Origin of the sequence: Mycobacterium sp. 1165196.3 (assembly GCF_001673415.1) — a bacterium.
Lineage (GTDB): Bacteria > Actinomycetota > Actinomycetes > Mycobacteriales > Mycobacteriaceae > Mycobacterium > Mycobacterium europaeum_A.
The window spans coordinates 1-15,810 of record NZ_LZLU01000148.1 but is presented as its reverse complement, the minus strand read 5'-3'; the positions used below and the strand labels follow the sequence as shown (position 1 = coordinate 15,810).

17 protein-coding genes and 1 pseudogene are annotated in these 15,810 nt (G+C 68.7%); 12 read left to right on the top strand and 6 right to left on the bottom strand.

The features are described 5' to 3' along the window. Both A5659_RS16395 and A5659_RS16390 read left to right on the top strand, forming a co-directional pair. Window positions 1-737 (top strand): acetyl-CoA C-acyltransferase (locus A5659_RS16395; RefSeq protein WP_156749248.1); only part of this gene is annotated, 737 nt, incomplete at its 5' end. A gap of 4 nt (window positions 738-741) precedes the next feature. Further along, window positions 742-2,895, top strand: a complete 2,154-nt coding sequence (locus A5659_RS16390) for a 3-hydroxyacyl-CoA dehydrogenase NAD-binding domain-containing protein (protein ID WP_067182529.1) — start codon at window positions 742-744, stop codon at window positions 2,893-2,895. A 127-nt stretch (window positions 2,896-3,022) separates the two neighbouring features. Here A5659_RS16390 and A5659_RS16385 read toward each other — a convergent pair whose 3' ends face one another. Genes A5659_RS16385 through A5659_RS16375 form a run of 3 tightly spaced genes read right to left on the bottom strand, consistent with a single transcriptional unit; the run spans window position 3,023 to window position 5,797 of the window. Next, a complete protein-coding gene (locus A5659_RS16385) occupies window positions 3,023-3,631 on the bottom strand; it encodes a bifunctional 2-polyprenyl-6-hydroxyphenol methylase/3-demethylubiquinol 3-O-methyltransferase UbiG (protein ID WP_066864237.1) in 609 nt (202 codons plus the stop codon). Window positions 3,632-3,667: 36 nt separating this feature from the next. Next, window positions 3,668-4,528 (bottom strand): LLM class F420-dependent oxidoreductase, encoded by an 861-nt coding sequence (locus A5659_RS16380; RefSeq protein WP_067182526.1) that lies wholly within the window; start codon window positions 4,526-4,528, stop codon window positions 3,668-3,670. Window positions 4,529-4,588: 60 nt separating this feature from the next. After that, on the bottom strand, window positions 4,589-5,797 hold the full coding sequence (locus A5659_RS16375) for an FAD-dependent monooxygenase (protein ID WP_066864231.1): 1,209 nt from the start codon (window positions 5,795-5,797) through the stop codon (window positions 4,589-4,591). 142 nt (window positions 5,798-5,939) lie between these two features. Between A5659_RS16375 and A5659_RS16370 the strand changes: the two genes are divergently transcribed. Next, window positions 5,940-6,929: an LLM class F420-dependent oxidoreductase gene (locus tag A5659_RS16370; RefSeq protein ID WP_067182524.1), complete on the top strand. Its 990-nt coding sequence runs from the start codon at window positions 5,940-5,942 to the stop codon at window positions 6,927-6,929. 45 nt (window positions 6,930-6,974) lie between these two features. Next, a complete protein-coding gene (locus tag A5659_RS16365; RefSeq protein WP_067182514.1) occupies window positions 6,975-8,027 on the top strand; it encodes an FAD-dependent oxidoreductase in 1,053 nt (350 codons plus the stop codon). A gap of 2 nt (window positions 8,028-8,029) precedes the next feature. Here the strand turns inward: A5659_RS16365 and A5659_RS16360 are convergent, their stop codons facing one another. Further along, a complete protein-coding gene (locus tag A5659_RS16360) occupies window positions 8,030-8,323 on the bottom strand; it encodes a putative quinol monooxygenase (RefSeq protein WP_067182512.1) in 294 nt (97 codons plus the stop codon). Window positions 8,324-8,464: 141 nt separating this feature from the next. On the opposite strand from A5659_RS16360, the gene A5659_RS16355 reads away from it, so the two are divergent. The 3 genes and pseudogenes from A5659_RS16355 to A5659_RS16350 all read left to right on the top strand — a co-directional run bounded on the left by A5659_RS16355 (window position 8,465) and on the right by A5659_RS16350 (window position 10,200). After that, window positions 8,465-8,878 carry a Zn-ribbon domain-containing OB-fold protein gene (locus A5659_RS16355; protein ID WP_066872060.1) on the top strand — a complete coding sequence of 138 codons (414 nt, stop codon included), beginning with the start codon at window positions 8,465-8,467 and terminating at the stop codon, window positions 8,876-8,878. Then, window positions 8,879-9,031 (top strand): annotated as a pseudogene (locus A5659_RS28995) (hypothetical protein); the annotation flags it as partial. It lies immediately after the preceding gene. A gap of 23 nt (window positions 9,032-9,054) precedes the next feature. Further along, window positions 9,055-10,200 (top strand): thiolase family protein, encoded by a 1,146-nt coding sequence (locus A5659_RS16350; RefSeq protein WP_067182510.1) that lies wholly within the window; start codon window positions 9,055-9,057, stop codon window positions 10,198-10,200. Window positions 10,201-10,217: 17 nt separating this feature from the next. On the opposite strand, the gene A5659_RS16345 is transcribed toward A5659_RS16350, so the two are convergent. After that, entirely contained in the window at window positions 10,218-11,867 is a 1,650-nt protein-coding gene (locus A5659_RS16345; RefSeq protein WP_067182507.1) for a DNA repair helicase XPB, read from the bottom strand. Between the two features lie 51 nt (window positions 11,868-11,918). Beyond that, complete coding sequence (locus A5659_RS16340; RefSeq protein ID WP_067182504.1) at window positions 11,919-14,177, bottom strand: helicase-associated domain-containing protein; 2,259 nt, start codon at window positions 14,175-14,177, stop codon at window positions 11,919-11,921. On the opposite strand from A5659_RS16340, the gene A5659_RS27790 reads away from it, so the two are divergent. From A5659_RS27790 to A5659_RS16320, 5 genes are all read left to right on the top strand, one after another. Further along, complete coding sequence (locus A5659_RS27790) at window positions 14,177-14,317, top strand: hypothetical protein (RefSeq protein WP_156749247.1); 141 nt, start codon at window positions 14,177-14,179, stop codon at window positions 14,315-14,317. The two genes, A5659_RS16340 and A5659_RS27790, sit on opposite strands and share 1 nt — an antisense overlap. Window positions 14,318-14,328: 11 nt before the next feature. Then, window positions 14,329-14,529: a hypothetical protein gene (locus tag A5659_RS16335; protein WP_174320979.1), complete on the top strand. Its 201-nt coding sequence runs from the start codon at window positions 14,329-14,331 to the stop codon at window positions 14,527-14,529. Between the two features lie 8 nt (window positions 14,530-14,537). Beyond that, window positions 14,538-15,068: a cyclic pyranopterin monophosphate synthase MoaC gene (gene moaC / locus A5659_RS16330; protein ID WP_066872056.1), complete on the top strand. Its 531-nt coding sequence runs from the start codon at window positions 14,538-14,540 to the stop codon at window positions 15,066-15,068. Then, window positions 15,065-15,547, top strand: coding sequence for a molybdenum cofactor biosynthesis protein B (locus A5659_RS16325; RefSeq protein WP_066872063.1), 483 nt, complete (start codon window positions 15,065-15,067; stop codon window positions 15,545-15,547). Before moaC ends, A5659_RS16325 begins: the two co-directional genes overlap by 4 nt. Then, a partial coding sequence (locus tag A5659_RS16320) for a molybdenum cofactor biosynthesis protein MoaE (RefSeq protein WP_197498035.1) occupies window positions 15,544-15,810 on the top strand: 267 nt, incomplete at its 3' end. The genes A5659_RS16325 and A5659_RS16320, both read left to right, overlap by 4 nt.

Sequence of the window (15,810 nt, the reverse complement as noted above, 5' to 3'; positions counted from 1 at the left end):
TCGAGGGCTTCTCCCGCGACGACGTCGACGCCTACGCGCTGCGCAGCCAGCAGAAGGCCGCCGCGGCGTGGTCGGGCGGCTACTTCGCCAAGTCGGTGGTGCCGGTGCGCGACCAGAACGGTCTCGTCATCCTCGACCACGACGAGCACATGCGGCCCGACACCACGCTCGAGGGCCTGGGCAAGCTGAAGACCGCGTTCGACGGGATCGGTGAGATGGGCGGGTTCGACGACGTCGCGCTCACCAAGTACCACTGGGTCGAGAAGATCAACCACGTCCACACCGGCGGCAACAGCTCGGGCATCGTCGATGGCGCCGCGCTGGTGCTGGTCGGTTCGGAAGCCGCGGGCAAGTCGCAGGGCCTGACGCCGCGGGCACGCATCGTGGCCACCGCCACCAGCGGCTCGGACCCGGTCATCATGCTCACCGGCCCGACCCCGGCCACGCAGAAGGTGCTCGACCGCGCGGGCCTGACGATCGACGACATCGACCTGTTCGAGCTGAACGAGGCGTTCGCGTCGGTGGTGCTGAAGTTCCAGAAGGACCTCAAGATCCCCGACGAGAAGCTCAACGTCAACGGTGGCGCCATCGCGATGGGCCACCCGCTGGGCGCCACCGGCGCCATGATCACCGGCACCATGGTCGACGAGCTCGAGCGCCGCAACGCGCGTCGCGCGCTGATCACGCTGTGCATCGGCGGCGGCATGGGTGTCGCCACCATCATCGAGAGGGTTTAAGACCATGGCAGAGAACACCATTCAGTGGGACAAGGACGACGACGGCATCGTCACCCTGACCCTGGACGACCCCACCGGGTCGGCCAACGTGATGAACGAGCACTACAGCGAGTCCATGCACAACGCTGTGGAACGCCTTGCCGCCGAGAAGGATTCGATCACCGGTGTGGTGATCACCAGCGTGAAGAAGACCTTCTTCGCCGGCGGTGACCTGAAGGGCATGATCAACCTCGGCCCGGAGAACGCCGGGGAGGCGTTCGACACCGTCGAGTCGGTCAAGCGTGACCTGCGTGCGCTCGAGACGCTGGGCAAGCCGGTGGTGGCCGCCATCAACGGCGCGGCGCTGGGCGGCGGTCTGGAGATCGCGCTGGCCTGTCACCACCGCATCGCCGCGGACGTCAAGGGCCTGGTCGTCGGCCTGCCCGAGGTCACGCTGGGTCTGCTGCCCGGCGGCGGCGGGGTGACCCGCACCGTGCGGATGTTCGGCATCCAGAACGCCTTCATGAACATCCTGTCGCAGGGCACCCGGTTCAAGGCCGACAAGGCCAAGGAGATCGGCCTGGTCGACGAAATCGTCGGCTCGGTAGACGAATTGGTGCCCGCCGCCAAGGCCTGGATCAAACAGGTCAAGGACGACCCCGACTCATACACCCAGCCATGGGACAAAAAGGGCTACAAGATGCCCGGCGGCACCCCCGCCAGCCCCGCGCTGGCCGGCATTCTGCCGTCGTTCCCGGCGCTGCTCAAGAAGCAGCTCAAGGGCGCACCGATGCCGGCGCCGCGCGCCATCCTGGACGCGGCCGTCGAGGGCGCGCAGGTGGACTTCGACACCGCCAGCCGCATCGAGAGCCGCTATTTCACCCAGCTGGTCACCGGCCAGGTCGCCAAGAACATGATCCAGGCGTTCTTCCTCGACCTGCAGCACATCAACGGCGGTGGGTCGCGGCCCGACGGCATCGAACCGGTCAAGATCAACAAGATCGGTGTGCTGGGTGCGGGCATGATGGGCGCCGGTATCGCCTACGTCTCGGCCAAGGCCGGCTTCGAGGTGGTGCTCAAGGACGTCAGCCTCGAGGCCGCCGAGAAGGGCAAGGGCTACTCGGAAAAGCTTGAGGCCAAGGCGCTTCAGCGTGGCAAGACCACCGAGGAGAAGAGCAAGGCGCTGCTGGACCGGATCACCCCGGCCGCCGACCCCGAGGCCTTCAAGGGCGTCGATTTCGTGATCGAGGCGGTGTTCGAGAACCAGGAACTCAAGCACAAGGTGTTCCAGGAGATCGAGGACATCGTCGAGCCCAACGCACTGCTGGGGTCGAACACCTCGACGCTGCCGATCACCGGTCTGGCGACCGGCGTGAAGCGCCAGGAGGACTTCATCGGGATCCACTTCTTCTCGCCGGTCGACAAGATGCCGCTGGTCGAAATCATCAGGGGCGAAAAGACTTCCGACGAGGCGCTGGCCCGGGTGTTCGACTACACGCTGGCCATCGGCAAGACCCCGATCGTCGTCAACGACAGCCGCGGCTTCTTCACCAGCCGCGTCATCGGCACGTTCGTCAACGAGGCGCTCGCCATGCTCGGTGAGGGCGTGGAGCCGGCCAGCGTCGAGCACGCCGGTTCGCAGGCCGGCTACCCGGCGCCGCCGCTGCAGCTGTCTGACGAGCTCAACCTGGAGCTGATGCACAAGATCGCCACGGCCACCCGCAAGGGTGTCGAGGACGCGGGCGGCACCTACGAGCCGCACCCGGCCGAGGCCGTCGTCGAGAAGATGATCGAGCTGGGCCGCCCGTCGCGGCTGAAGGGCGCGGGGTTCTACGAGTACGTCGACGGCAAGCGCACCCGGCTATGGCCGGGCCTGCGCGAGACGTTCAAGTCCGGCAGCGCCGATATTCCGTTGCAGGACATGATCGATCGCATGTTGTTCGCCGAGGCGCTCGAGACGCAGAAGTGCCTGGACGAGGGCGTGCTGACGTCGACCGCCGACGCCAACATCGGGTCGATCATGGGCATCGGCTTCCCGCCCTACACCGGTGGTAGCGCCCAGTTCATCGTCGGCTACGAGGGCAAGCACGGCATCGGCAAGGAAGCCTTCGTGGCCCGGGCCAAGGAGCTTGCGGCCCGCTACGGCGACCGGTTCCTGCCGCCGGCGTCGCTGACCTAGCCTGCACCAACGCAAGCGCATAAGCCCCCGAAACCACGAGGTTTCGGGGGCTTATGCGTACGGCGGCTCGGCCGCTGCGCCGAGACTTAAGCCATTGCGAAGCGCTACGGCGTGTCGTCGCAACAGGTTACGTGTCGCGGCGCGCGAATAGGTAGTACCACGCCGGCGTCTTCTCGGCGCGGTCCAGCTCGCGTTCGGCGCCGGCCGACAGCAGCGTCCAGCTCTGGGTGAATCGGCGTTCCATCTCGGCGCGGTCGATCCCGCGCACCCCGACCCGGCCACCGGGGACGAACGCGACGATCAGCAGGCGGGCGTCGGGTGCGGCAAGGGCGCTGATCTCGCGGACATAGGCGTCGCGATCCGCGTCGCTCATGTTGTGCAGGCACCCGTTGTCGACGATCAACCCGAAGTTGGTGCCGATGCCCGTCCGGCTCAACTGCGTGACGTCGGCCTGGACGAAGTCGACCGTGGCGCCCGCAGCCTGTGCCTTCGCGCGGGCGCGCTCGAGCGGTTTGGCCACGAAGTCGACCGCGGTGACCTTCCAGCCGTGCTGGGCGAGGTAGATGGAGCAGTCGCCGGTGCCGCAGCCGACCTCCAGGGCCGACCCTGCGGGGAGCGCGGCGGCGTCGGGGGTGCCCTCGACGAGATCGCGCACGCTCTGGGCGAGCGGATGACCGTCCCACGGGGTGAAACCGATGCGGTAGAAGATCCGAAACAGCGTCTGTTTGGAAGCCATAGCTCACCCTAGGCCGCTTCGACGCGGCCGGTCATCCTACCGGGAGGCGGCGGCGATCCGGCGCCATTCCTCGCGCGGGAAGGCGCGGGGATCGGCCAGCAGCACCTGGACGCAGACGTGGTCGGCGCCAGCGGAACGATGTTCGGCGACGCGGCGCATGATGGCCTCTTCGTCGCCCCACGCGATGATCGCGTTGAAGAGCCGGTCGCTCACCTGCGACAGGTCGTCCTCGGAGAAGCCGCTGCGCAACAGGTTGTTGGCGTAGTTGGGCAAGGCCAAATACGCGCGCAGCCAATCGGTTCCGATCTGGCGGGCCTCCTCGGCGCTGTCGGTCAGGATCACCGTCTGTTCGGGCAGCAGCAATGGGCCCTGGCCCAAAGTCGCACGGGCGGAGGCGGTGTGTTCGGGGATGACCAGGTACGGGTGGGCGCCCCCGGCGCGGGTCGCCGACAGGGTCAGCATCTTGGGGCCGAGCGCGGCAAGGACCCGACGCTCGATGGGCACCGGCCGCGGCGCGGCATCCAAGCCGTCCAGGAACGCCGCCGTTGCCGCCAGCGGTTTGCGGTAGCGACCGGGTTGGCCGGCATCGATCAGCGGCGCGTGGCTGACGCCGATGCCCAGCAGGAAGCGGTCACCGTGCTCGGCGGTCAGGGCCGCGTAGGAGTCGGCGACCTCGGAGGGCGAATGCATCCACAGGTTCAGGATCCCGGTGGCGATCACGGTTCGCTTGGTCGCGCCGAGCAGATGACCCACCGCGTCGAACACCGGACCGCCGACATCCGGTATCCACAGCGCGGGGAAGCCCAGGTCGTCGAGTTCCGCTGCGGCGTCGGCGGATTCGGCCGGGTCGCCGTAGCGCAGTTGACTGCTCCAGATCCCCACACCGGTCAGTTCCATCTGCAGCCTTCCCGTGGTGGCGCGCGGTGACTCGGGTCCGCGGCTCTACGCAACATGCTGTCAGACGTCGCTGAAGGTGTACTCGGGGACCGGCATCGAGTCGTGCATCCGCACGCCCTTGGTGTTGAGCTTCGCCAAGGACCGCGACAGCGGTCCGGGCATCGCCGAGACCAGCTGGGCCCCACGGGTCAACGCCCACAGGCCGATTCGTGAACCGGGGATGACGCCCTTGGCCGCACCGCGGGCAAACGACCGGCTGCGGTGCACCGGTTCGCGCATCCGGAGTTCGTAGGCGGCGAAGGCGCGCAGGTGGTCCCCGTCGGCCTCGGCGAGCTCGCCGGCCAGCACGTAGGCGCCGAGGACGGCGAGGCTGGTGCTGCCGCCCACCGCGGGCCCCGGACAGTATCCGGCGTCCCCGACCAGGGTGACCCGGCGGCGCGACCACCGATCGGTGCGCAGCTGGGTGATGGAGTCGAAGTAGAAGGTGGGGGTGCGCTCCAGTTCGCTTAACCAGCCGTCCACCTGCTCGTGCATCCCGGTAAACGCCTCGTGCAGTAATCGCTTCTGCCGCAACGCATCGCGGTGGTCGTAATCCAATTCGGCCGTGCTGCGGAACATGAACACCGCCCGCGCGTCGTCCAGGTGATCGGCGGTGTAGATGCCGGCGAAGCGCCCGACCCCGATGTGGGCGACCATCTCGCCGGGCGCGACCAACGCCTTGGGCGCCGAGACCACCGACAGGTAGCCGCCGAGGAAGCGGGTGAGCTCGGCGTCTTCACCGAAGGTCAGGCGCCGCACATTGGAATGCAGCCCGTCGGCGCCCACGATCACGTCGAAGGTGCGCGCTGGGCCGTGCTCGAAGGTCACGGTGCCGTCGTGCTCGATCCCGATGATGGAGTCACCGAACAGGTACTCGACGTCGTCGCGCGCGGCGTCGTAGTAGATCTCGCTGAGGTCGTCGCGCATGATCTCCACGTGCCGGTCGGAGGTGGCCGCGTAGATCTTGGTGAGGTCGATCCGGGTGGGCTTCGTCCGGCCCTCCCGGTGCATCGTCAGCCGGTCCGTTCCGGTGGCCCGCGCCTCGATGCGTGGCAGGACGCCCATCTTCGCCGAGATCTCCATTGCCGGACGGAACAAGTCGACGGCGTGGCCGCCGGTTTTGCGTAGTGTCGGTGCGCGCTCCACCACGGTGACGTCGAAGCCGTGACGGGTCAGCCAGTAGGCCAGGACCGGGCCGGCGATGCTGGCGCCGGAGACGAGGATCCGCATGACGATCTCCCATACTTACTTAACGTTCGGTAAGCGTAAGTCCCCCGATGCTGCGCACGAGGTGTCGCGAGCGAAGTCGGTCGCGGCCGCGCTCGACGCGCTGGGGGGGTGACGGCCGCGGGGTTGCGGCTACAGTCCGGGTATGCGCTTTGGTCTCTTCATCCCGCAGGGCTGGCGAATGGATCTGGTCGGCATCGAACCGGAGAACCACTGGGCGGTGATGCGCGAGCTGGCCGACCACGCGGACAAGGGCAGCTGGGATTCACTCTGGGTCTACGATCATTTCCACACCGTGCCCGTGCCGACCGGGGAAGCCACGCACGAGGCCTGGTCGCTGATGGCCGCCTACGCGGCGACCACCTCGCGGATCAAGCTCGGCCAGATGTGCACGGCGATGAGCTACCGCAACCCCGTCTACCTGGCCAAGGTCGCCGCGACGGCCGACATCATCTCCGGTGGCCGCATCCAGATGGGTATCGGCGGCGGCTGGTACGAACACGAATGGCGCGCCTACGGATACGGATTCCCCTCGGCGGGTGTGCGATTGGGTCGCCTGGATGAGGGCGTGCAGATCATGCGCGATGCCTGGCGCGACGGCAAGGTCAGCTTCGACGGCAAGCACTACCAGGTCGACGGCGCGATCGTCGCGCCTAAGCCCTTGCAGGGCAACGGCATTCCGTTGTGGATCGCCGGTGGCGGTGAGAAGGTGACGCTGCGGATCGCCGCCCAATACGCGCAGTACACCAACTTCACTCCCGAGCCGGAAGCGTTCGCGCACAAGTCCGGCGTGCTGGCCGAGCACTGCCGCAACGTGGGCACCGACTTCGGCGCCATCGTGCGGTCGGTCAACGTCAACGCCATCGTGGGCACCTCGGAGGCCGACGTCAAAGACCGGCTGCAGCGGGTGCGCGACCGCCTGGCCGGCTACGTCGGTGAGGCTGCGGCGGACGCGATGATCGCCGGGACCAGCGGCCCCGACTCGGCAACGGGCACACCGGAACAGGTCATCGAGCGGCTCACCAAGATCCGCGACCTCGGCTGCGAGTACGCGATCTGCTACTTCCCCGAGGCGGCCTACGACCGATCGGGCATCGAGCTGTTCGAACGGGAGGTCATGCCGGCGCTGAGCTAGCAAGGCCCCGGTGCTTCGGCGATTGAGTACGGCGATGGTGTGTGCATGAGGGTAGGGATCGTCGGCGGAGGATTCGCGGGTTTGGCGGCTGCCATCGCGCTCCGGCAGGACGGCCACGACGTCACCGTGTTCGAGAAGACGCCCGGTCCCTCCGCGATGGGCGGAGCCATCGCGCTCGCCCCAAACGCGTTGGCGTGCTTGTCGATTCTGGGTGTGCGCCACCACGTGGTGACCGACCCGTGGTCCCGGACGGCGGCCACCGTACGCGCCCGCGACGGGCGGGTCTTGGTCAGACGCACCCTGGCGCAGCTCGCCGGAGGCGATGAGTTCGCGACCGTGCCGCGCGCCGCGTTGATTGCCTGGTTGGCGGCCGCGCTGCCCTCGCACTGTGTGCGGTATGCGGCCAACGTCACCGCGGTCGCTGCCGATGGCTCGGTTGTCGTCGACGGCAAGGCGGACCGGTTCGATCTGGTGATCGGCGCGGACGGACTGCGCAGCGTCACGAGGAAGCTGCTGTTTGCGGACGCGCCGCCGCCGCGCTCGACCGGCGTCACCGGCTGGGCCTGGATAGCCGACCGTGAGCTCGCTACTGGTTTCGGTCCGATTTGGGGCCGCACAGCCGATTTCGGCATCTTGCCATTGGCCGACGGCCGCACCTACGTCTACGGCGGCACCCGGAGCCAGCACCCGGACTTGCGGTCGTTTCGCGACTGGCCGGACCCCTTGCCGGCCCTGATCGACGCCGCGACGGCCGGCGAGATGATCACTCCGGAAATCTTCGAAGCGCGACCACCCCGTCGACTCGCCCGCGGCAACGTCGTGCTGATCGGTGACGCCGCGCACTGCATGAGGCCGACCTTCGGCCAGGGGGCAGCGCTGGCCATGGAAGATGCGATAACGCTGGCCCGCCACGGCGTGCCCGGGCTGTCTCGGCGATGGCTGCGCATGCTCGCTGTGTACGGCGCGTCCAAGGCGGGCTCCCGATTCACCGCGCCGGGCAGCGCCGTCCTGGAGAGCGCCCGAAATCGGGCGCTTCTATTGCTGCCCGACCCGCTGTTCGCGGCCATGGCGGGCCGGGTGAGCCGGTGGCGTGGCTAGCGCTAGACGTCGCTGGTGAGGTACCTGGTCTTGGCCGGCGGCGCGGCCAGCAGCGGGGGAAGCTGCGTCAGCTTGCCTTCGCCGGCGCGAAAGGCGCGGTAGGCCTCGTCGTGCTCGACGGTCTCCCAGGTCTCGTAGATGAGCCAGTGCGCTTCGTCGTCCTCGTCGACAAGAACGTCCGTGCGCACGTTCCCGTCGAACGCCCGGGTGTCCTGCAGCGCCCGGCCCATCAGCTCGCGCCCCGCTGCGACCTCGTCGGGCTTGAACCTGAGCTCCAGTATCACCGTGACCGTCATGCGCCCAACATATCGCTGCGCGCCCGCCCGCCCCTGGCGCGGGCGCCCGCACAAGGATGAGAATGCGGTTTCCACTTTTCGGAAAGCTGTTATACGGTTCAGTGAGCAATATTCTGTTGGCGGATTGTGGAGGATCCCTCGATGCAGAAGGCACTCGCCCCTGAGATCTCTACCTGGCCCGATGAGAGCCCACAGCTGATCGGCAGCCGATGCGGCAGCTGCGAGGCGACCACCTTTCCGGTGCAGCAGTGGTGCCCGCGCTGCAGCGCCGGCGAGATGTCCGAGGTGCTGTTGCCCCGACGCGGGACGCTGGTGGCATGGACCACCCAGGGCTTCCCGCCCGGCGCCCCCTATGCCGGCCCGACGGGCAAGGACTTCGTGCCGTTCGGCGTGGGATTGGTTCAGCTCGGTGACGTCATCCGCGTCGAAGGGCGGCTCACCGAGAACGACCCGGCCAAGCTGCAGTTCGGCCAGGAGGTCGAACTGACCATGGTGCCGTTCGCCACCGACGACGAGGGCGCCGAAATCATCACGTTCGCCTTCCAGCCGGTCTGAGTGGCGATTGTGAGCGCGGCGCAGCCGGGCGAAACGGGTCGCCACCGTCCGCCCGTGGCGATTGTGAGCGCGGCGCAGCCGGGCGAAACGGGTCGCCACCGTCCGCCCGTGGTGATCGTGAGCGCGGCGCAGCCGGGCGAAGCGGGTCGCCACCGTCGAATCCAGAGGAGTCTGAGATGACCAACGATGTCGCCATCATCGGCGTGGGCCTGCACCCGTTCGGCAGGTTCGACAAGACCGCGATGCAGATGGGCGCCGAGGCCGTGCAGCTCGCGCTCAAAGACGCCGGCGTGGACTGGAAGGACATCCAGTTCGGCTTCGGCGGCAGCTACGAAGTCTCCAATCCCGACGCGGTGACCCGGCTGGTCGGGCTGACCGGCATCACGTTCACCAACGTGTTCAACGCCTGCGCCACCGCGGCCAGCGCCATTCAGCAGACCGCCGACACGATCCGGCTGGGCAAGTACGACATCGGCATCGCCATCGGGCTCGACAAGCACCCGCGCGGCGCCTTCACGGACGACCCCGCCAAGCTGGCGCTGCCCCAGTGGTACGCCAACAACGGCCAGTTCGTCACCACCAAGTTCTTCGGGATGAAGGCCAACAAGTACATCCACGACCACAACATCTCGCAGGAGACGCTGGCGCGGGTGGCCAACAAGAACTTCCGCAATGGTGCGCTGAACCCGAATGCGTTCCGGCGCAAGGAGATTTCCGTCGAGGAAATCCTCGCCTCGCCGGCGCTGAACTACCCGCTGACGCAGTACATGTTCTGCGCTCCCGACGAGGGCGCGGCCGCGGTCATCATGTGCCGCGCCGACATGGCCGAGAAGTTCACCGACAAGCCAGTCTATGTGCGCGCCTGTGAGATTCGGACCCGGCGCTTCGGTGCCTACGAGGTGCACGCCACGTCGGCGCCGCTGGACGAGGACGCGTCGCCGACGGTCTATGCCGCCAAGGCCGCCTACGAGGCGGCCGGCATCGGCCCGGAGGACGTCGACGTCGCGCAGTTGCAGGACACCGACGCCGGCGCCGAGGTCATCCACATGGCCGAGACCGGTCTGTGCGCCGACGGCGAACAGGAGAAGCTGCTGGCCGACGGCGCCACCGAGATCCACGGCTCGATGCCGGTCAACACCGACGGCGGGCTGATCGCCAACGGCGAGCCGATCGGCGCGTCGGGCCTGCGGCAGATGCACGAACTGGTGCGGCAGTTGCGCGGCGAGGCGGGCGAGCGCCAGGTGCCCGGCGACCCGCGCGTCGGCCTGGCCCAGGTGTACGGCGCACCCGGCACCGCGTCGGCGACCATCCTGTCGCGCTGAAAAGCCTGGGCCCCAGGCTAAATCGCCGGGCCCAACAGGTCGTCCGCGTCGCGGATGATGTAGCCGTAACCCTGTTCGGCCAGGAAGCGCTGCCGGTGCGCGGCGTACTCGGCATCCAGGCTGTCGCGCGCCACCACCGAATAGAAGATCGCGCCGCCGCCGTCGGACTTGGGCCGCAGCAGCCGGCCCAGCCGCTGCGCCTCCTCCTGGCGTGAGCCGAACGTACCCGAAACCTGCACTGCCACAGACGCTTCCGGCAGGTCGATGGAGAAGTTGGCGACTTTGGACACCACCAGGGTCGACAACTCGCCGCGGCGGAAGGCGTCGAACAGCTCTTCGCGTTCCTTGGTGCGGGTGGACCCCTGGATCACCGGGGCGTTGAGCTCCGCGCCGAGTTCGTCGAGCTGATCGAGGTAGGCGCCGATCACCAGGGTCTGCTCGCCGGGATGTTTTGCCAAAATCGATTTGACCACAGCGATTTTGGTGTGCACCGTCGAGCACAGCTTGTACCGCTCTTCGGGTTCGGCGGTCGCGTAGAGCATCCGCTCGTTATCGGTCATGGTGACCCGCACCTCGACGCACTCGGCGGGCGCGATCCACCCCTGCGCCTCAATGTCCTTCCACGGCGCGTCGTAGCGTTTCGGGCCGATCAGGGAGAACACATCGCCCTCGCGGCCGTCCTCGCGGACCAGCGTGGCGGTCAAGCCGAGGCGCCGCTTGGACTGCAGGTCGGCGGTCATCCGGAACACCGGCGCCGGCAGCAGGTGGACCTCGTCGTAGATGATCAGCCCCCAGTCGCGGCTGTCGAAGAGCTCGAGGTGCCGGTACTCGCCCTTGGTGCGGCGAGTGATCATCTGATACGTCGAGATGGTGACCGGCCGGATCTCCTTGCGCTCGCCGGAATACTCGCCGATCTCGTCCTCGGTGAGCGACGTGCGGGCGATCAGCTCGCGTTTCCATTGCCGCGCCGCGACGATGTTGGTGACCAGAATCAGCGTCGTCGCACCGGCTTTCGCCATGGCGGCCGCGCCCACCAGAGTCTTGCCGGCGCCGCAGGGTAGCACCACCACGCCCGATCCGCCGGACCAGAAGGAGTCGGTGGCCATCTGCTGGTAGTCGCGCAGCTGCCAGTCGTCCTCGGCCAGGCTGATCGGGTGCGCTTCGCCGTCGACGTAGCCCGCGAGATCCTCGGCGGGCCAACCGATCTTGAGCAGCATCTGCTTGACCCGACCGCGCTCGCTGGGGTGCACGATGACGGTGTCGTCGTCGATCCGGGCGCCGAGCATCGGGGCAATCTTCTTGTTGCGCAGCACTTCTTCGAGCACCGCGCGATCCAGACTCACCAGCGTCAAACCGTGCGCGGGGTTCTTCACCAGCTGCAGGCGGCCGTAGCGGGCCATCGTGTCGACGATGTCGACCAGCAGCGGTTGGGGCACCGCGTAGCGCGAGAAGCTGACCAGGGCGTCGACCACCTGCTCGGCGTCGTGGCCGGCGGCGCGGGCGTTCCACAGCGCCAGCGGCGTGATGCGGTAGGTGTGGACGTGTTCGGGTGCGCGCTCCAGCTCGGCGAAGGGCGCGATGGCGGCGCGCGCCGCGCCGGCCTGCTCGTGATCCACCTCGAGCAGCACCGTCTTGTCGGACTGCACGATCAACGGTCCGTCAGACATAGTCAGCGCCACTCCTTTCGATCTGTTTGACGTCGGCGGGCATGCTCACCATTATCGGCCGGTGGCCGACACCACCGAGGTGATGCGGTGGATGGCGAAGTCACGCAGCCGACCGGACGCGGAGTCGAACGCCACCAGCTGGCCACCCTTGATGGTGATGGGCGACACGACGCGCTGGGTGGCCACCCCCGCCGCATCCAGATAACCGATCACCAGGGTGTCTTGTTCCCTGGCGGCGCGCTGTAACTGCGTCATGGTGACCGCCGGGTCGACGCGGATGTTGCCGAACGGTGCGGCGGTCACCTTGCGCAGCACCGCCACCACCGCGTTGAGGCTTTCGGTGTTGGGGCGCCGGGCCGGACGGTAGGGCCGGCGCTGCTGCGGGGTGGACACCCGGGCGCCGCGGGGACGGACGTCGACGATGGCGCCGGAGGAATCCTCGGCCGCCGGGGCGAACCCCGCGGCGCGTAACGCGGTGAGGACCTCGCCGATCGGCGCGGGCGACACCGCGACCGTCGGCGCCAGGGCCCGCAGCTGCACCTCTTCGGTCGCCGGCGCGGCCACGGCCTGGGCCAGCAGCGCGGGGTCCTCGCAGCGCACGAACGACGCGGCCATGCCGATCCGCAGTTGCCCGTGCCGGCGCGCCACGTCATCGATCAAGTAGGTGAGGCCTTGAGGCACCGGCGTTTTGGAATGCTTGGCGAACAGCGAATGCATCCAGTCGCGCGTCTTGCCGACATCGAGCGCGTGCCGGATCGACTGCTCGCTGACGCGGTAGACCATCGCGGTGCCGGCGGATTCGACGGTCGCCACGACGGCGAGTTGCTCGGCCAGGTCGCGTTCCAGCGGCCCGGGCACCACCACGGTCAGATCCGCTTGCACCAGGAAGTGATCGACCGGTTTGGGTAACGCCCGGTTCATCGCCTCGATGGCGACCTGCGGATCGCCGTCGTCGTCCAGCAGCGCGCGGCCGGGCGTGCTGATGGCGCCGCGGCCCACCAGGCCCAGGGCGTTGCTCTCGGCGAGCAGGTCCCCGACTGGCCCGGGCTGCAACCGTTTCGCCCAGCGCGGACGCCGCCAGATCAGCGCCGCCGACGCCGCCGCCGCGTCGACGCCGGCGCCGGGGGGCAGCTCGGACAGCATGCCCAGCAACAGCCGGCGGTCCAGCGGCGCGGCCGTGGAGTACAGGCCGTCGGTCAGGGCCCCGTAGGGCTTGGCGTCGGGGCCGCGGCTGCCGATCAGCGCCGGCCGGCCGGGCAGATCCAGCCAGCTGCCGGCCAACAGCTGCCAGCGCTCGGCTACCGACAGCGCGGCGTAGCGGTCGGTGACGATCGTCGGCGCCCAGTACGGCGCCTCGCCGGTGACCGGTTCGGGGTCGGGCATGCCGCTGGCGATCAATCCGGCCGCGGCCGTGACTTCGAGGAGCAAACCCAGCCGCTGCTCGTCGATGCCGGTCACCTTGCTCAGCCGTTTGACCTCGCGGATTCCCAGGCCGCCGCTGCGCAGCTCGGAAACCGGCGCGGCGGAGAGGGTTTCGAGCAGGACGTCGACCTCGCGCAGCAAGTCGATGACGGCCCCGGCCGCCGCGGCGTCGGCGTCGTCGGGCGTGGTGGTCGACACCACCGGGTCGGGGGCGGTCAGTTGCATGGGACCGGGCTGCTCGCCGCGCAGCACCTGTCCGACGTGGCGGGGCAAGATCACCGTCTCGGCATCGATGCGCCGCAGCAGGCCCATGGCCAGCAGCTGGGGCACCGGCCGGTCGGTGGCCGCGCCGGGCGCGGCGTCGCGCGTGCGTCCCATCGGCGAGCCTTCGAGAAGTTTCTCCAGCACGTCGAGTTGTGCCTCGGTGAGGTCGTCGATCAGGGCGGCGATCTGTTCGGCGCTACGCGAGGTGTCCTCGAGGATGACCTGGCCCGGATGCCACGGCATGCCCGTCGCGGCGTCGGCGGCCACCCGCAGCGCGGCCTCGCCCCACACCAGGGCGCGTTGCCGCAGGTCGTCGACGGCATCCAGCACGTCGGTCTCGGGGGCGCGGTCACCGATCAGCGCCAGCAGCTTGGGCGTGGGCACCGGCTCGGCGTCGGCCTGCAGCACCAGCAACGCGTCGAGCACGGCCAGCCGCAAAAAGTCCAGGTCGTCGGTGCCGGCCTTGATCGACTGGCGGGCCTGGGCGCGGGCGGCCAGCGCGGCGATGCTGCCGGGTGGGGGCTGGGCGAGGTCCGGCCGCAATTCCAACAGTCGGATCAGCTGCTCATCGGATAACTCGGCCAGCCACGACCCCAGCGGGATATCCGGGGTGTTGTCGGTCATTGCTGACCAGCGTAAAGCAGGTCGCGGCCACCCAGCAGACCTCGACAACCCGGCGACTCACCAGCGTGGTGAACACCGGCGCGCACCGCAACGCGTCTCGAACTCCGGTCTTGCGCCACATGCGGTTCGGCCACCTGTAAGAATGGACCTCGTGGCTGACACTGCTGAGGGCAAAGCCCGCAAGACCAAGTACGTCGACAACGGCTGGCCGACGACGGACCCCGACGACCACGCGGTCAGTGAACTCGTGACCGATCGCACGGGTGCGCTGTCCCCCTTCGGCGAGCTGGTGTTTCCGCTGCCCTCCACCGATCTGCCCTACCTGCACCCGGTCACCGTCGTCAATCGGTAGGTCGCCAGATGGCCAGGGCCTCTGAGGCCTCCCAAGCCTCGGCGAACTGGGCGTCGAATGAGCCCGGCTCGGGCGCGCTGTCACATCTGGATGACCACGGCGCGGCGCACATGGTCGACGTCAGCGAGAAGGTGGCCACCAAGCGGACCGCGGTCGCCGCGGGCGTCCTGCGCACCTCGGCGCACGTGGTGGCGCTGATCTCGACCGGCGGCCTGCCCAAGGGCGATGCGCTGGCCACCGCCCGGGTGGCCGGCATCCAGGCCGCCAAGCGCACCAGCGACCTCGTCCCGCTGTGTCATCAGCTCGCCCTCACGGGGGTCGACATCGACTTCACGGTCGGCGAGTCTGAGATCGAGATCAACGCAACGGTGCGAAGCACCGACCGCACGGGGGTGGAGATGGAAGCGCTCACGGCCGTCAGCGTCGCGGGCCTGACGCTCTACGACATGATCAAGGCGGTGGACCCGGCCGCACGGATCGACGACATTCGAGTGCTGCGCAAGGAAGGCGGCAAAACCGGAAGGTGGGCGCGCCCATGAGCACCCGTTCAGCCCGCGTCATCATCGCCTCGACCCGCGCGTCGTCGGGAGTGTACGACGACCGATGCGGCCCGATCATCGCCGAATGGCTGGCCGAGCGGGGCTTTTCGGCCGCGCAGCCCGAAGTCGTCGCCGACGGGCCGCCGGTCGGCGACGCACTGCGCACGGCGATCGACGCCGAGGTCGACGTCATCATCACCTCCGGTGGCACCGGCATCTCACCCAGCGACAGCACACCGGACCAGACCGTGGCCGTCGTCGACTACCTGATCCCGGGCCTGGCCGAAGTGATCCGCCAGTCGGGCCTGCCCAAGGTGCCGACGTCGGTGCTGTCGCGCGGCGTGTGCGGCGTCGCCGGTCAGACCCTGATCGTCAACCTGCCGGGTTCGCCCGGCGGCGTGCGCGACGGCCTGGGCGTGCTCGCCGATGTGCTGGATCACGCGCTCGACCAACTCGCCGGTAAAGATCACCAGCGATGACGCTCGTCGTGCGCGCTGCCATGACCGAGCACCCGATCTCGCTGGCCGAGCACGAAGAGTTGGTGGGCCATCAATCCGCCGGCGCCATCGTCGGGTTCGTCGGCGTGATCCGCGACCACGACGGCGGACGGCGGGTGGTGCGACTCGAGTACTCAGCGCACCCGTCGGCCGATGAGGTCATCGCCGACGTGGTGGCCGACGTGGCCGGGCAATCCAGCGGGGTGCGTGCCGTTGCCGCCAGCCACCGGATCGGCGCGCTGCGC

Excerpts from the sequence above, each read along its gene's own strand:
- A5659_RS16390 (WP_067182529.1), top strand. The coding sequence starts at position 742 with ATGGCAGAGAACACCATTCAGTGGGACAAGGACGACGACGGCATCGTC.
- A5659_RS16385 (WP_066864237.1), bottom strand. The coding sequence starts at position 3,631 with ATGGCTTCCAAACAGACGCTGTTTCGGATCTTCTACCGCATCGGTTTC.
- A5659_RS16380 (WP_067182526.1), bottom strand. The coding sequence starts at position 4,528 with ATGGAACTGACCGGTGTGGGGATCTGGAGCAGTCAACTGCGCTACGGC.
- A5659_RS16375 (WP_066864231.1), bottom strand. The coding sequence starts at position 5,797 with ATGCGGATCCTCGTCTCCGGCGCCAGCATCGCCGGCCCGGTCCTGGCC.
- A5659_RS16370 (WP_067182524.1), top strand. The coding sequence starts at position 5,940 with ATGCGCTTTGGTCTCTTCATCCCGCAGGGCTGGCGAATGGATCTGGTC.
- A5659_RS16365 (WP_067182514.1), top strand. The coding sequence starts at position 6,975 with ATGAGGGTAGGGATCGTCGGCGGAGGATTCGCGGGTTTGGCGGCTGCC.
- A5659_RS16360 (WP_067182512.1), bottom strand. The coding sequence starts at position 8,323 with ATGACGGTCACGGTGATACTGGAGCTCAGGTTCAAGCCCGACGAGGTC.
- A5659_RS16355 (WP_066872060.1), top strand. The coding sequence starts at position 8,465 with ATGCAGAAGGCACTCGCCCCTGAGATCTCTACCTGGCCCGATGAGAGC.
- A5659_RS16350 (WP_067182510.1), top strand. The coding sequence starts at position 9,055 with ATGACCAACGATGTCGCCATCATCGGCGTGGGCCTGCACCCGTTCGGC.
- A5659_RS16345 (WP_067182507.1), bottom strand. The coding sequence starts at position 11,867 with ATGTCTGACGGACCGTTGATCGTGCAGTCCGACAAGACGGTGCTGCTC.
- A5659_RS16340 (WP_067182504.1), bottom strand. The coding sequence starts at position 14,177 with ATGACCGACAACACCCCGGATATCCCGCTGGGGTCGTGGCTGGCCGAG.
- moaC (WP_066872056.1), top strand. The coding sequence starts at position 14,538 with ATGGCCAGGGCCTCTGAGGCCTCCCAAGCCTCGGCGAACTGGGCGTCG.
- A5659_RS16325 (WP_066872063.1), top strand. The coding sequence starts at position 15,065 with ATGAGCACCCGTTCAGCCCGCGTCATCATCGCCTCGACCCGCGCGTCG.